Annotated in this window: 10 protein-coding genes; 5 read left to right on the top strand and 5 right to left on the bottom strand. The window is 68.9% G+C overall.

Going from position 1 to position 14,195, the window contains the following annotated elements; all coding sequences use genetic code 11:
• The first annotated feature begins 38 nt into the window (after window positions 1-38).
• The 3 genes from QRT03_RS22515 (at window position 39) to QRT03_RS22505 (ending at window position 4,051) form a co-directional block, all read left to right on the top strand.
• The gene (locus QRT03_RS22515; protein ID WP_286055296.1) at window positions 39-1,664 is read left to right on the top strand and encodes a flavin-containing monooxygenase; all 1,626 of its coding nucleotides are present in this window, start codon (window positions 39-41) and stop codon (window positions 1,662-1,664) included.
• 433 nt (window positions 1,665-2,097) lie between these two features.
• On the top strand, window positions 2,098-2,946 hold the full coding sequence (locus tag QRT03_RS22510) for an alpha/beta fold hydrolase (protein WP_286055295.1): 849 nt from the start codon (window positions 2,098-2,100) through the stop codon (window positions 2,944-2,946).
• Window positions 2,947-3,004: 58 nt separating this feature from the next.
• Window positions 3,005-4,051 carry a hypothetical protein gene (locus QRT03_RS22505; protein ID WP_286055294.1) on the top strand — a complete coding sequence of 349 codons (1,047 nt, stop codon included), beginning with the start codon at window positions 3,005-3,007 and terminating at the stop codon, window positions 4,049-4,051.
• Window positions 4,052-4,188: 137 nt separating this feature from the next.
• On the opposite strand, the gene QRT03_RS22500 is transcribed toward QRT03_RS22505, so the two are convergent.
• Genes QRT03_RS22500 through QRT03_RS22490 form a run of 3 tightly spaced genes read right to left on the bottom strand, consistent with a single transcriptional unit; the run spans window position 4,189 to window position 6,931 of the window.
• Window positions 4,189-4,650 carry a GtrA family protein gene (locus tag QRT03_RS22500; RefSeq protein WP_286055293.1) on the bottom strand — a complete coding sequence of 154 codons (462 nt, stop codon included), beginning with the start codon at window positions 4,648-4,650 and terminating at the stop codon, window positions 4,189-4,191.
• 58 nt (window positions 4,651-4,708) lie between these two features.
• Window positions 4,709-5,572, bottom strand: a complete 864-nt coding sequence (locus QRT03_RS22495; protein WP_286055292.1) for an alpha/beta fold hydrolase — start codon at window positions 5,570-5,572, stop codon at window positions 4,709-4,711.
• A gap of 42 nt (window positions 5,573-5,614) precedes the next feature.
• Window positions 5,615-6,931: an LLM class flavin-dependent oxidoreductase gene (locus QRT03_RS22490; RefSeq protein ID WP_286055291.1), complete on the bottom strand. Its 1,317-nt coding sequence runs from the start codon at window positions 6,929-6,931 to the stop codon at window positions 5,615-5,617.
• 286 nt (window positions 6,932-7,217) lie between these two features.
• Here QRT03_RS22490 and QRT03_RS22485 point away from each other — a divergent pair, with 286 nt between their 5' ends.
• Complete coding sequence (locus QRT03_RS22485; protein WP_286055289.1) at window positions 7,218-7,508, top strand: putative quinol monooxygenase; 291 nt, start codon at window positions 7,218-7,220, stop codon at window positions 7,506-7,508.
• A gap of 293 nt (window positions 7,509-7,801) precedes the next feature.
• Here the strand turns inward: QRT03_RS22485 and QRT03_RS22480 are convergent, their stop codons facing one another.
• Complete coding sequence (locus QRT03_RS22480; RefSeq protein ID WP_286055287.1) at window positions 7,802-8,434, bottom strand: class I SAM-dependent methyltransferase; 633 nt, start codon at window positions 8,432-8,434, stop codon at window positions 7,802-7,804.
• 78 nt (window positions 8,435-8,512) lie between these two features.
• Entirely contained in the window at window positions 8,513-11,203 is a 2,691-nt protein-coding gene (gene ppdK, locus QRT03_RS22475) for a pyruvate, phosphate dikinase (RefSeq protein WP_286055286.1), read from the bottom strand.
• A gap of 251 nt (window positions 11,204-11,454) precedes the next feature.
• Here ppdK and aceE point away from each other — a divergent pair, with 251 nt between their 5' ends.
• Window positions 11,455-14,178: a pyruvate dehydrogenase (acetyl-transferring), homodimeric type gene (gene aceE, locus QRT03_RS22470; RefSeq protein WP_286055285.1), complete on the top strand. Its 2,724-nt coding sequence runs from the start codon at window positions 11,455-11,457 to the stop codon at window positions 14,176-14,178.
• The last annotated feature ends 17 nt before the right edge of the window (window positions 14,179-14,195 follow it).

The raw sequence follows: 14,195 nt of genomic DNA, 5'->3' as shown, positions 1-14,195 counted from the left end.
GGTGGCGTTGCACCGCGCACCGGGTGATGCTGCTGGGTATGGGTGAGCCGGACACCGACGTGATCGTGATCGGCGCCGGGTTCTCCGGCCTGTACGCGCTGCACCGCCTGCGGTCGCGGGGGTTCTCCGTGCAGGTCCTGGAGCAGGCGGACGGGGTCGGCGGCACCTGGTACTGGAACCGTTACCCGGGCGCGCGGTGCGACTCCGAGAGCTACTACTACTGCTACTCGTTCGATCCCGAGCTCGAGCAGGAGTGGCGCTGGTCGGAGCGCTACCCGGGCCAGGAGGAGATCCGCGGGTACCTCGAGCACGTCGCCGACCGCTACGACCTGCGCCGCGACATCGCCCTCGGGGTGCGGGTGTCGGTGGCCGCGTGGGACGGCACGGGGTGGACGGTCACCTCCGAGGACGGCTCGTCCCGACGCTGCCGCTGGCTGGTCACGGCGGTCGGCTGCCTGTCGACCGCGAACGTGCCCGACATCCCGGGGCTCGACGACTTCGCCGGCGAGTGGCACCACACCGGCCACTGGCCGCACGACGGCGTCGACGTGGCCGGGAAGCGGGTCGGGGTGATCGGCACCGGCTCGACCGGCATCCAGGCGATCCCCGTGCTCGCCGAGCAGGCCGGGCACCTGACCGTCTTCCAGCGCACCGCGAACTACTCGATCCCGGCCCGCAACGCGCCGCTGTCCGAGGACGAGATGGCGGCGACGAAGGCCGACTACCCCGCGATCCGCCGGGTCCAGCAGGGGTCGACGAACGGGCATCCGTTCGTCCTCTCCGACGTGGACGTGCTCGACCTGCCCGCCGACCGGCGGCGCGAGCTGTACGAGGCGGCGTGGGAGCGCGGCGGCCTGCGGTTCCGCGCCGCGGTCAAGGACGTGCTCACCGATCCGGCGGTCAACGAGGTCACGTCCGACTTCCTGCGCGACAAGATCGCCGAGATCGTCGACGACCCGGCGACCGCGGAGACGCTCACCCCGCGCGACCATCCCTTCGCGACGAAGCGCCCGCCGATCGACACGCACTACTTCGAGACCTACAACCGGCCGAACGTCTCCCTCGTCGACGTGAAGGCGGACCCGATCGCCGCGATCACGCCGGGCGGCGTCCGGCTGGAGTCCGGGGCCGAGCACCCGCTGGACGTGCTGGTGTTCGCCACCGGGTTCGACGCGCTGACGGGTCCGCTGCTGTCCTTCGACATCCGCGGGCGGGACGGCCGCTCGTTGCGGGAGGCGTGGCGCGACGGGCCGCACACCCACCTCGGGCTCGGCATCGCCGGCTTCCCGGACCTGTTCACGATCACCGGCCCGGGCAGCCCCTCCGTCCTGACGAACATGCCGACCGCCATCGAGCAGCACGTCGACTGGATCGCCGACCTGCTCGAGCGGCTGCGGTCGACCGGCGAGACCGCAGAACCGACCCGCGACGCCGAGGAGGACTGGGCGCGCGAGGTCGCCCGGGCCGCCGACGCGACGCTGCTGCCGCAGGCCGCGAGCTCCTGGTACCTCGGCGCGAACGTGCCCGGGAAGGCCCGGGTCTTCCTGCCCTACGCCGGGGGCTACGCCCGCTACCGTCGGATCTGCTGTGAAGAAGCAGATGGTGGATATCCCGGATGGACAAAGACGCAACGGCATAAGGCAAGCTCAATGCAATTCGGTTAAGAAGTCGCGCTCTACCGTCTTGGGGTAAATCAGACATATGCGATGTGCAAGTACGGCTTGCTGGGCGCGAGCTATCGAGTAGGTGGCCAGAGTAAGGCTTCGGCCTGGGTTGTATGGGTCGACTGTAGCGGCTCTCTCCTAATCTTCGGACGGCTCGCTAGCAAAGCATCTGATTCGTGTTGTCGCCCTTCTTTCAATGTTGAGGAGACTGGCTTTCGAAGACATCCATCGTTCTAACGGACAGGCGTGGTCTAGCGGTGATCGTGGCGAGCGCGCGGCCGGCTCGGTCGCCCCTGTTGATGTAGGTGTCGCTGGCGGCGCGAAGAATTTACATGCCAAGGTCTGTCCGTACTGCAGGGGCGGGGGTACCGTGTCATGAGGTTCAAGTCCTACGTCAGGTGTGCGGTACTAGGGGTAGGGGTAGGGGTTCTCTATGCCATCGATCGCTATTGCAGACTCAGAATATCGATATGACGACGACGGTCCCCGCGACGCCCCGGCAATCATCTTTATTCACGGCTGGACTGCCGACCGACATCGATGGGACGTTCCGTATTCAAAATTGCAGCAGGACTATCGAGTAATTAGGTTTGACCTTCGCGGACACGGTGCGAACGTTGGCGTCCCTGGGCCCTACCAGATCGAGCGGTTTGCTGCTGATTCTGTCTTCTTAATGCAAGAACTGGGCGTTCGAAAGGCGGTGCTTGTAGGTCATTCGATGGGGGGGATGACAGCCCTGACTATCGCCCTCGACTTCCCAGAACTAGTCGACGGTTTAGTGATCATCGGCTCGGTTGGGAAAATGCTCTTCAGTCTTCGACGCCGAGTACTCGCGATTGTCGCACTGATGCTTCCGCACTCTGTTTTCCTTCGTATCAATGTCTACCGAGCCTTCCAGAGGGACACGCCGCGTACGGAAGTGGCGCGGTATGCGCGCATTGCTCTGTGGCTCCCTGCGACGATGGTGAGATCGGCATACCGGTCAATGCTGAAGTTTGACGTCCTCGAGCGGCTGGGTGAGATTATATGTCCGGTGCTGATCGTTCACGGCCGTAATGATATTCAATTTCCCGTGGGGCAAGCAGTGGAATTAGCTGCTCGCATCCCGTCAAGTCTATTGAAGATTGTCTTCTCGGGCCACGAGGTTCCGATTGAACAGCCGCTCGAGATGACGCGGGCGATCGAGGAGTATCTGCCTCGACTTCAGTCCAAGAAGTCGCACCCAGGAGACACGACGCAGTCGCACGCCCGATCGGCGCAGCTGACTGCTCTTCCTGAGTGAACTAGGGCCGGGAGCCCGGCTTCTGGGCACTTCGAACTGGCTCAATCCGTTCCTGCAGATGAGCCGGCGACGTGGCCGGAGATCTTGCTTCGGGCTGGGGGCGGCTTTGGTTCGGGAAGCGTTTATTGAGTTCAGTCAAGTTGCGGAGCTGTACGCACAGCTGGCCGGTGTACTTGCTGGCTTCGCTTTCGCCGCTCTCATAGCGATCGCATCGGTGAGACTGGCGGGAAACAGCCCCTACGAAGAGTCAATCACTGCTGCCTACAGACCTCTGATGTGCTCATTCTTCGGCCTTGTTGCGGCAAGCTTGAATTACAGCATTGTTGCGGGCATGAAGGAGCGAAACGGTCTGGCGTCAGCAATTGAGGCGACCGCCGGAGTCAGCTTCTGCGCTGCGGGGTGCTTGCTAATTTTCTCGATCTTTGTGACCCTGGATTCGGTAGAAACAGGCCGCAAGATCAGAAATGAGAATGCCGATAAAGCGGTCTCGCTCGTTCGCAGACTGTTGGTCGCTGTAATACCTCCGTTGTTCGTCATCCTGTTCCTGCCGGCGATCCGAGATCATTCGCTTATTGCATACGGAACGCCGGCGGGGTCGCCGTTCCTAAGGAACACAGCAATTCTTGCGGTGGTGGTCAGTGGACTCATCGGAATCGCCTTTGGCTTGGTTTTCAAGCGAATGCATCGCTACCGATCAGGCGTAGACGTCATTTCGGTACCGGGGGTGACGACCGCAATCTTGGCCACCCTAGTCACCGGCGGACTTGTATCGTTCCTCAGTCCATCGTCTGTTGTTCCTGACATTGTTCCCTTCTCTGAACTTGTTATCGTGGCGTTACTTGGACTGCTGACCTCGTACGCCGCGTGTGTCTTCCAGGACTCGCCAGCGTCGGCCCAGCATGTACCGGAGCAGCGGCGCGGAGGAGCGGACGATCTTGCTTCGGGTCCTTCACCCGTAGGGGAGTCCGCCTCACCCCAACCTGAGTCCGGGCGCAGCGTCGAGGTTGTGCCCACCGCAGTCGGCTTCCCCTCGACCGATGGACCAGCGGGCGAGACCGTTCCGGACGACGAGGGAGAAACTCGAAGCGGTCCCGCTTCGTCTTAGTGCCCAAGATGATGTTGCTTGCAACACTTGGTGTTTTCCCGCGCTAGACGCTCGGATTCTTGTTTGTGCGCGGGTCGAGAGGGAGGTGGCTCTTTCCCGCGCCTTGCTGATGCACGGCGATAGTAGCCATGGCGGACTTAGGAGATTCGCTTGCGGCCCCGATCACGGAAGACTACGAACCGCATCGCCCTGTAGAGGAAGACGACCTCGACGAACGCCACGAGCACCCGCGCGACCTGGTCGAGCAGCCCGAGGTGCACCAGCAGCACGCCCAGACCCACGATGACGCCGACGTAGTTGATCGCCACGACGACGACGTACCGGACGAGTTCCGGGCCCACCGGCCGGTCGCCGGCGTCGAAGTTGAGGGTCTTGTTGAGCAGGAAGTTCAGGCTCTGCGCACACGCGTACCCGAGGCCGAACGCAGCCCAGACGGGGAACCCGGCGAGGTCGCGCAGCAGGGTGATCAGCAGCAGGTCGATCGTGAACGTGGTGCCGCTGATCAGCAGGAACCCGACCATCCGGGGTCGCACCGGGATCGGGCAGACCCGGCCGATCGTGTCGCGCAGCCGGTGGAAGGCGGTCACGGCGGAGCTCACGCTGCACGGTTCCGCAGCGAGGTGTCGCCGGTCCGGCGCGCAGGTGAACGACCGCGGCCTAGCGTCCGGCCAGGTGGTTCTCGACGAGCCGGGTGAAGATCTCCGGGTATTCGAGGTTGGTCAGGTGCCCGGCGCGGGGGAGGACCGCGAGATCGGCGACCGGTAGGGCGCGGCGCAGCATGAGCGTCGCGTCGATGGCCTCGTCGTCGCGGTCCCCGACCACGAGCAGGGTCGGCACCGTCATGGTCGCGAGCTGTTCGCGCAGGTCGTAGAGCGAGGGTCGGGCGGCCTGGACCCCGCGCATCGTCAGGGCCGCGCCGACCGGGTCGTGCTCGGCGAGGATGCGCAGGTGCTCGTCGTGGGCGTGCTCGTCCCGCTCACGCAGGCTGAGCCGGGCGGGTCGGTTGCCGTAGTCGGCGGCGACGGTGGCCGAGCCGTCCCGCTCGTAGGCGTCGGCCAGCGCGAGGGCGTCCGCCCGGAACGCCTCGGCCCGCTCGGGGGCGGCGCCGTAGCCGCAGCCGGCAACAACGAGCCCGACGCAACGGTCGGGGTGGGTCAGGCCCAGGTGCAGCGTCGCGAACCCGCCCATGGAGTTCCCGACGACGAGCGCGCGCTCGATGCCGAGCGCGTCGAGCACCGCGACGGCGTCGGCGACCGCCCGCTCCTGGGAGTACGCGGCCGGGTCGGTCGGGACGTCGGAGTGCGGGTAGCCGCGGGCGTCGTAGGTGACGCAGCGGGACCGCCCGGCGAGGTGCCCGAACTGCGGGGCCCACGAGCGGTGGTCGCCGCCGAACTCGTGCAGGAAGAGGATCGGCGTGCCGGGGTCGGCCTCGTCGACGATGGTCGAGCTCCGCTGCGCTTCGTCTCCGGCGCCGGTGTCGTACACCGCCAGGCCGACCCCGTCGTCCGTCGTGACCCGCATGAAGGTCCCCCGTCCTCTCGCAGGCGGGCCATCATGCCGGTCTCAGCCGTCGAGCCCCAGGTGGGCGCGCAGCGTCGTCCCGGTGTACTCCTCGCGGAACAGCTTCCGACGCTGCAGTTCCGGGACCACCTGGTCGACGAAGTCGTCGAAGGTCCCGGGGAGCTGGGCGGCCGAGAGGATGAAGCCGTCGGCCTCGCCACCGGTGAACGACGCCTCGATCTCGTCGGCGATCTCGGAGGCCGTACCGACGAACTGCGGCAGCAGGATCCCCTGCGCGTACAGCCGGCCGATGTCGCGCAGCGTCAGGCTGTCCCGCTCGGACAGGCGCCGGGCGACGTCGAACAGGCCCTGGGAGCCGGGCACCTCGACCTGCTCGACGGGGGCGTCGAGGTCGTAGGTCGAGAAGTCGTGGTCGGTGTGCACGGACAGCGTGATCAGCCCGGACACCGGGTCGGCGAGCTCGTTGTGGAAGGCCTGCTTCTCCCGCGCGATGGAGCTGGTCTCGCCGACGAACGGGATGAACGACGGCAGGATCTTGACGTCGTCCGGGTTGCGGCCGGCGTCCGAGGCGAGGCCCTTGACGTCGTCGTAGTAGGCGCGGCGGCCCTCGGGGGTCGGGTCGATCTCGAAGATCGCGTCCGCCCAGCGGGCCGCGAAGGCCTTGCCCTTGGGCGACGCCCCGGCCTGGAAGAGGACCGGGCGGCCCTGCGGCGAGCGCGGGGTCGGCAGCGGGCCGCGGGTCTTGTAGAAGGCGCCGTCGTGGTCGACGCGGTGCACCTTGTCGGGGTCGGCGAAGAAGCCGGCCTTCTTGTCGCCGACCAGGGCGCCCGGCTCCCAGCTCTCCCACAGCGCGACCGCGGTCTCGACGAACTCCTGCGCCCGGTCGTAGCGCAGGTCGTGGTCGAGGGCCTTCTCGAGCCCGAAGTTGTGCGCCTCGGCGCTCGACAGGGAGGTGACGATGTTCCAGCCCGCCCGACCCCGGCTGAGGTGGTCCAGGCTCGCGAAGATCCGCGCGAGCTCGAAGGGGTGGAAGTAGGTCGTGCTCTTCGTGATGGCCACGCCGAGGTGCCGGGTGACCGCGGCGATGCTGGCGACGACGAGCGACGGGTCCAGCGTCGCGCTCGCCTGCGTCCCGCGCCGGAGGGCCTCGGCCTCGTCGCCACCGAAGTTGGTGGGAACAGCGAGCAGGTCGGCGAAGAACACGAAGTCGAACAGACCGCGCTCGAGCGTGCGACCCACGCGGTGCCAGTAGTCGGGGCCGAGGAAGTCGAGGTCGGAGGCGGGGTGGCGCCACGCGGCGTGCGAGTGCGGCACGTGCGAGGCGATCTGGAAACCACCGAGGTGGAGCTGACGGGTCACGGGAGGTCCTTCGGATCGCAGGCAGGAGGACGCTGCCGCGGGCACCGGGCCCGGGCGCGGTCGAGGCCGATCAGAAGGGGCGACAGGCGCAGCTGCAGAGGAACATGAGGTCGAGGAAGCGGCGGCTCACCAACACGCCCATCTCGGTCCTCCTCGTCCTGCGATGCGCCGTCGATCTTCACCAGGTTCCCGACGGCGGGTCAACGGCTCGCGGGCGGGCTGTGGTCACGGTCTCCGGCCGACGATCGGTCCTACATCAGGATCAGGCGATTGCTAGGATGTATCGATGCTGATCATCGCCGGTCACGTGACGGTCGACCCCGAGGAGCGCGACGAGCTGGTCGAGAGGTTCGCCGATCTGGTCCGACGGTCCCGGGAGGCGCCCGGGTGTCTCGACGCCGCGCTGACGGCCGACTCGGTCGATCCGTCGCGCATCAACAACTTCGAGCGATGGCGGTCGTGGGAGGAACTGGACGCGTGGCGGGCGCGGTGCGACGCGCCGGACGTGGGCGATGCCTTCCTCGCCGTCGACGTGAGCATGTTCGACGCCTCCGGAGAGCGGTCGCCGTTCCCGTGACCCCGGGTCGGCTGCAGTCCCGCCCCGCCCGTCCGTCGGCTTGTCGCGGCGAACCGCAACGACAGGAGGACGGCGCGCATCCTGTCGCGGGCTCCTTCGTCCGCCGGATGATCTTGTCGTTCGGATTCACAGCGACGAGGTGGTGCCCCGGACGTCGGTGGCCCGCGACAAGCTGGTCGTCGCTCGCCAGGCAGGCCCTCCGCCCGACGAGCGGGTCCTCAGTGCTCTCCGGAGGGCCGCCCCACAGCGCTGCGGGCCTGTTGATCTTCGTCGATGTGCACGGCCGGCGCGGGTCACAGGGAGCGGCGGACCACCGCGATCGTCGCCGGCAGGTCCACCAGCTCACCGACGTCGTGGCCGAGCGCGGAGGCCTGGTCGGGATGCGTGACGCGGCCGCGGTAGGTGGTCGGGCGGACGTCAGCGACCTCCCAGTCCGGTCCGGTGAAGGCCCGGGGGACCGAGTCGTCGTCGATCTGCGGTCCGAAGCCAGGCCCTCGGGTCGACAGGGCCAGGACGACCACGGCTCCGCCGGGCTCGACGACCCCGGTGAGGGCGTGGGCGTACCGCACGCGGTCGTCGGGGTCGAAGACGTGGAAGAGGGCGCTGTCGAGGACGGTCGCGAAGCGCCCGAGGGCGACGGGCTCCATCGCGTCGGCGACCGTGAACTCGGCGTGGACCCCCGCGACGCGGGCGCGCTCCCGCGCCCGCTCGATCGCGGAGGGTGCCGCGTCCGCGCCGAGCACCTCGTAGCCGAGGCGGGCGAGCAGGATCGTGTGCTCACCGGCGCCGCAACCGAGGTCGAGGACGGGGCCGGCGATGACCCCCTCCTGCTCGATCGCGACGACGGCGGGTTGCGGCTGCCCGATCACCCAGGGCGGCTCGCCCCGGCGGTAGGCGTCCTCGAACGTGTCGGGCGTGGCGGTCACGGGTCCTCCTGGAACGGGCGGATACCTGGCTCCACCGAGCCTGCGACCTCGACCGAGGTCGAGGTCAAGCGGCCGGACCTACCCGTGCGTCGCCTGCGCCCGGCCGGCCTCGAGGCGGGCGACCGGCACGCGGAACGGCGAGCAGGACACGTAGTCCAGGCCCGCGCGGTGGAAGAAGTGCACCGAGTCCGGGTCGCCGCCGTGCTCGCCGCAGATGCCGAGCTTGAGGTCGTGGCGCACCTCCCGGCCCCGCCACGACGCGATCTCGACGAGCTCGCCCACGCCGACGGTGTCGAGCGACTCGAACGGCGAGACGCCGAAGATGCCGTGGTCGAGGTAGGCGGAGAAGAACGAGCTCTCGACGTCGTCGCGGGAGAAGCCCCACGTGGTCTGGGTGAGGTCGTTGGTGCCGAACGAGAAGAACTGCGCGACCTCGGCGATCTCCGCCGCGACCAGGGCGGCGCGGGGCAGCTCGATCATGGTGCCGACCTGGTGCTCGACGGGCGCCCCGTCCACCAGGGACTCCGGTTCCTGCACCACCTCGGCGATCTCGGCCGCGACGGCCTGCAGCTCCTGCACGGTGCCCACGAGCGGCACCATGATCTCCGGGAGGACCGTGACCCCCTCGTCGACCAGGGCGGCGGCGGCCCGGGTGATCGCGCGGATCTGCATGGCGAACAGGCCGGGCACCTGGATGCCGAGGCGCACCCCGCGCAGGCCCAGCATCGGGTTCTGTTCGTGCAGGCGGCGCACGTTCTCCAGCAGCGCCTCCTGCTCGTCGGTCAGCTCGCCGCGCTCGCGGGCGACGGCGACCTGGACCGACAGCTCGGTGAGGTCGGGCAGGAACTCGTGCAGGGGCGGGTCGAGCAGGCGGATCGTCACCGGCTGGCCGGCCATCGCGCGGTAGAGCGCGGTGAAGTCCTCGATCTGCATCGGCAGCAGGGCGGCGAGGGCCTTCTCGCGCTCGTCGCGGGTCTCGGCGAGCACCAGGTCCTCCACGAGCGACCGCCGCTCCCCGAGGAACATGTGCTCGGTGCGGCACAACCCGATGCCCTCGGCCCCGAAGCGCCGCGCGAGCGCCGCGTCGTCGCCGGTGTCGGCGTTCGCCCGGACCCGCAGCCGTCGGATGCCGTCGGCGTGGCGCATGATCCGGTCGACGGCGACGACGAGCTCGTCGCCGTCGTCGATCGTGCCGTGCTCGAAGTAGGACATGACCGGGCTCGGCACCACCGGGATCTCGCCGAGGTAGACCTCGCCGGAGGTCCCGTCGACCGCGATGACCTCGCCCTCGCGGACCTCGCGCCCGGCCGCCGGGCCCTCGCCGCCGACCGTGAAGACCTTGTTCCGGACGTCGACCTCGAGCTCCTCGGCGCCGCACACCGCGGTCTTGCCCATGCCGCGGGCGACGACGGCCGCGTGCGAGGTGCGCCCACCGCGGCTGGTGAGGATGCCCTCGGCGGCGATCATCCCGGCGAGGTCGTCGGGATTGGTCTCCCGCCGGACGAGGACGACCTTCTCGCCGCGCTTCGCCCACGCCACCGCGGTCTCGGAGTCGAAGACCGCCTTGCCACCCGCGGCGCCGGGGGAGGCGTTCATCCCCGTCGTCAGGAGTTCCTTGTCCGCGTCCGGGTCGAAGCGGGGGAACATCAGCTGGGCGAGCTGGTGGCCGGTCACGCGCTGCAGCGCCTCGTCGAGGTCGATCAGGCCCTCGTCGACGAGCTGGGTCGCGACGGTGAAGGCCGCGGCGGCCGTGCGCTTCCCGACGCGGGTCTGCAGCATCCACAGCTTGCCGCGCTCGATGGTGAACTCGATGTCGCACAGGTCGCGGTAGTGCGCCTCGAGCACGCCCATGATGCGCATGAGCTCGTCGTAGGAGGTCTTGTCGATGCGCTCGAGCTCGGTGAGGGCCAGCGTGTTGCGGATGCCGGCGACGACGTCCTCGCCCTGCGCGTTCTGCAGGTAGTCGCCGTAGACGCCCTGCGCTCCCGACGCCGGGTCGCGCGTGAAGGCGACGCCGGTCCCGGAGTCCATGCCGAGGTTGCCGAACACCATCGACACCACGCTCACGGCGGTCCCGAGGTCGGCGGGGATGCGCTCCTGGCGGCGGTAGATGTTGGCCCGATCGGAGTTCCACGAGTCGAAGACGGCGCGAACGGCGAGGTCGAGCTGCTCGCGCGGGTCCTGCGGGAAGTCCCGGCCGGCGTGCTCGGTGACCAGGCCCTTGTAGGTCTCGACGAGGGCCGCGAGGTCACCGGCGTCCAGGTCGAGGTCGTTCTTCGTGCCCTTGGCCGACTTCGCGGCCTCGAGCGCGTCGTGGAAGTGCTCCGCGTCGATGTCGAGCACGGTCGCGCCGAACATCTGCACGAGGCGGCGGTAGGAGTCCCAGGCGAACCGGTCGTCGCCGGCCTGGGCGGCGAGCCCGTGCACCGAGTCGTCGTTCAGACCGACGTTGAGGACGGTCTCCATCATCCCGGGCATCGAGAACTTGGCGCCGGAGCGCACGGAGACGAGCAGCGGGTCGTCGGCCTGGCCGAGCCGCTTGCCCATCGTGCCCTCGAGGGCGGTGAGGTGCTCGGTCACCTCGGCGGCCATGCCCTCGGGCTCGCTGCCGCCCGCCAGGTAGGCCCGGCACGCGTCGGTGGTGATGATGAAGCCCGGCGGCACCGGCAGGCCGAGGTTGGTCATCTCCGCGAGGTTCGCGCCCTTGCCCCCCAGCAGGTCCCGCTGGTCCCGGTCGCCCTCGGCGAAGTCGTAGACGAACTTGGTCATCGGTTCCTCCCGCGCACGGATCCCGCCACCCGAGGAAAGTGGCACGTCGCGGTGGCCGAGACCATGCCCCGAGAGCGGTCGCACGCTCTTCGGGTTCGATCCAGTGGGACCGGCGCCCGTCCGTCCAACCGGCGGGTAGGAGGTCGAAGCTCAACGATGGCTCAGGCACACCGCCGACCCGCTTCCGTCGTGACGCCCCGCACGGCAGGGTGGGTAGTCCGTCCCACAGCGATCACCGAGGACTGCTGCGCATGCACCCCGACCCCACCTCCGACCCCGACCCCGAGGGCACCGCCGAGTGGCGCGAGGCGCTCGAGTCCGTGCTCGCCGTGGAGGGTCCGGAGCGCGCGCACGACCTGCTCGACGAGCTGATCGGCCAGGCCCGCCGCGCGGGCGCGCCGGTGCCGTACTCGGCGACCACGCCGTACGTGAACACGATCCCGGTCGAGCAGGAGCCGCCGCACCCGGGGGACCGGGCGATCGAGCACCGCATCCGCTCGGCGATCCGGTGGAACGCGGTCGCGACGGTGCTGCGGGCGAACAAGGAGTCCTCGGAGCTGGGCGGGCACATCGCGAGCTTCCAGTCGGCGGCGACGCTCTACGACACCGGCTTCCAGCACTTCTGGCACGCGCCGACCGCCGACCACGGTGGCGACCTGGTGATGATGCAGGGGCACTCCTCGCCCGGCATCTACGCGCGGGCGTTCCTCGAGGGTCGGCTGTCCGAGGAGCAGATGGACGGCTTCCGGCAGGAGACCGGGGGGAACGGCCTGTCGTCGTACCCGCACCCGTGGCTGATGCCGGAGTTCTGGCAGTTCCCGACGGTGTCGATGGGTCTCGGCCCGCTGATGGCGATCTACCAGGCGCGGTTCCTGAAGTACCTGCACGGCCGCGGGCTGGCCGACACCGCCGACCGGCACGTGTGGGCCTTCCTGGGCGACGGCGAGATGGACGAGCCGGAGTCGCTCGGTGCGATCTCGCTGGCCGGCCGGGAGCACCTGGACAACCTGATCTTCGTCGTGAACTGCAACCTGCAGCGCCTCGACGGCCCGGTCCGCGGCAACGGCAAGATCATCCAGGAGCTGGAGGCGCTGTTCCGGGGCGCGGGCTGGAACGTCGTCAAGGTGATCTGGGGCAGCCGGTGGGACGAGCTGCTCAAGCGCGACACGACCGGGCGGCTCGTCCAGCTCATGGAGGAGTGCGTCGACGGCGAGTACCAGAACTTCAAGTCCAAGAACGGCGCGTTCGTCCGGGAGCACTTCTTCGGCAAGTACCCGGAGACCGCGGCGCTGGTCGAGGACTGGACCGACGACGAGATCTGGGCGCTGACCCGCGGCGGGCACGACCCGTCGAAGATCTACGCCGCCTACTCGGCCGCGGTCACCGAGCCGCACCGGCCGACGGTGATCCTGGCCAAGACCGTCAAGGGCTACGGGATGGGGGAGGCCGGCGAGGGCCAGAACATCTCGCATCAGCAGAAGAAGATGGCGGGCGAGCAGCTCACGATCTTCCGGGACCGGTTCGACCTGCCGATCTCCGACGAGGACATCGACCGGCTGCCGTACCTGAGCTTCGCGCCGGACTCGGAGGAGGGTCGCTACCTGCGCGAGCACCGCGAGGCGCTCGGCGGGTCGCTGCCGGCGCGGCGGCGGACCTCGGAGGCGCTCGAGGTCCCGGAGCTCTCCGCGTTCGGGGCGCAGCTCGCGGCGTCCGGTGACCGGCAGATCTCGACGACGATGGCGTTCGTCCGCGTGCTGAACACGCTGCTGCGGGACAAGCAGATCGGGAAGCGGGTCGTCCCGATCGTCCCGGACGAGTCCCGCACGTTCGGGATGGAGGGGATGTTCCGGCAGTTCGGGATCTTCTCGCAGGTCGGCCAGCTCTACACCCCGCAGGACGCCGACCAGCTGATGTTCTACAAGGAGGACAAGAGCGGTCAGCTGCTCCAGGAGGGCATCAACGAGCTCGGCGCGATGTCCTCGTGGATCGCCGCGGCGACGTCGTACTCCTCCAGCGACGTCCCGATGATCCCGTTCTACATCTACTACTCGATGTTCGGGTTCCAGCGGGTCGGCGACCTCGCGTGGGCGGCCGGTGACCTGCGGGCCCGCGGCTTCCTGCTCGGCGGCACGGCCGGGCGGACCACGCTCAACGGCGAGGGCCTGCAGCACGAGGACGGGCACTCGCACCTGTTCTCGTCGGTGATCCCGAACTGCGTGTCCTACGACCCGACGTTCGCCTACGAGGTCGCGGTGATCGTCCAGGACGGGCTGCGGCGGATGTACGTCGAGCAGGAGGACGTCTTCTACTACTTGACCCTGATGAACGAGAACTACCCGCACCCCGCCATGCCCGGTCTGGACGACGAGGCGGTGCAGGAGGCCGCGCGCGAGGGCATCGTGAAGGGCCTCTACCTGCTCTCCGAGGGCGCCCCGGTGCCCGCGAGGCGGTCGCGGTCCAAGGCGGCACAGAAGCCGCGGGTGCAGCTGATGGGGTCGGGGACGATCCTGCGCGAGGTGCAGGCGGCCGCGGAGATGCTCGCCGCCGACTGGGGCGTGGTCGCCGACGTGTGGAGCGCGCCCAGCTTCACCGAGTTGCGCCGCGACGGGATCGACGTCGAGCGCTGGAACATGCTCCACCCCACCGAGGAGCCCCGGCGGTCGTGGGTCGAGCAGCAGCTCGCGACCCGCCCCGAGGGGCCCGTCGTGGCCGCGACGGACTACATGCGGGCGTTCCCCGACCAGATCCGCCAGTTCGTGGTCGGCCGGCGCTTCGAGGTGCTGGGCACCGACGGGTTCGGGCGCTCGGACTACCGGAGGGCGCTGCGGGACTTCTTCGAGGTCGACCGCCGGTACGTCGTGGTCGCGGCGCTGTCCGCGCTGGCCCGCGACGGGAAGATCGAGCCCTCGGTGGTCGCGGACGCGATCGCGCAGTACGACATCGACCCCGAGCGGCCCGCGCCGGCCCACGTCTGATCGAGAGAGGCACACCC

Origin of the sequence: Actinomycetospora termitidis, assembly GCF_030286555.1 — a bacterium.
In the GTDB taxonomy this organism is placed as follows: domain Bacteria; phylum Actinomycetota; class Actinomycetes; order Mycobacteriales; family Pseudonocardiaceae; genus Actinomycetospora; species Actinomycetospora termitidis.
This window is presented reverse-complemented; position numbering and strand designations above follow the sequence as displayed.

Excerpts from the sequence above, each read along its gene's own strand:
- ppdK (WP_286055286.1), bottom strand. The coding sequence starts at position 11,203 with ATGACCAAGTTCGTCTACGACTTCGCCGAGGGCGACCGGGACCAGCGG.
- QRT03_RS22485 (WP_286055289.1), top strand. The coding sequence starts at position 7,218 with ATGCTGATCATCGCCGGTCACGTGACGGTCGACCCCGAGGAGCGCGAC.
- QRT03_RS22505 (WP_286055294.1), top strand. The coding sequence starts at position 3,005 with ATGAGCCGGCGACGTGGCCGGAGATCTTGCTTCGGGCTGGGGGCGGCT.
- QRT03_RS22495 (WP_286055292.1), bottom strand. The coding sequence starts at position 5,572 with ATGCGGGTCACGACGGACGACGGGGTCGGCCTGGCGGTGTACGACACC.
- QRT03_RS22510 (WP_286055295.1), top strand. The coding sequence starts at position 2,098 with ATGCCATCGATCGCTATTGCAGACTCAGAATATCGATATGACGACGAC.
- aceE (WP_286055285.1), top strand. The coding sequence starts at position 11,455 with ATGCACCCCGACCCCACCTCCGACCCCGACCCCGAGGGCACCGCCGAG.
- QRT03_RS22515 (WP_286055296.1), top strand. The coding sequence starts at position 39 with ATGGGTGAGCCGGACACCGACGTGATCGTGATCGGCGCCGGGTTCTCC.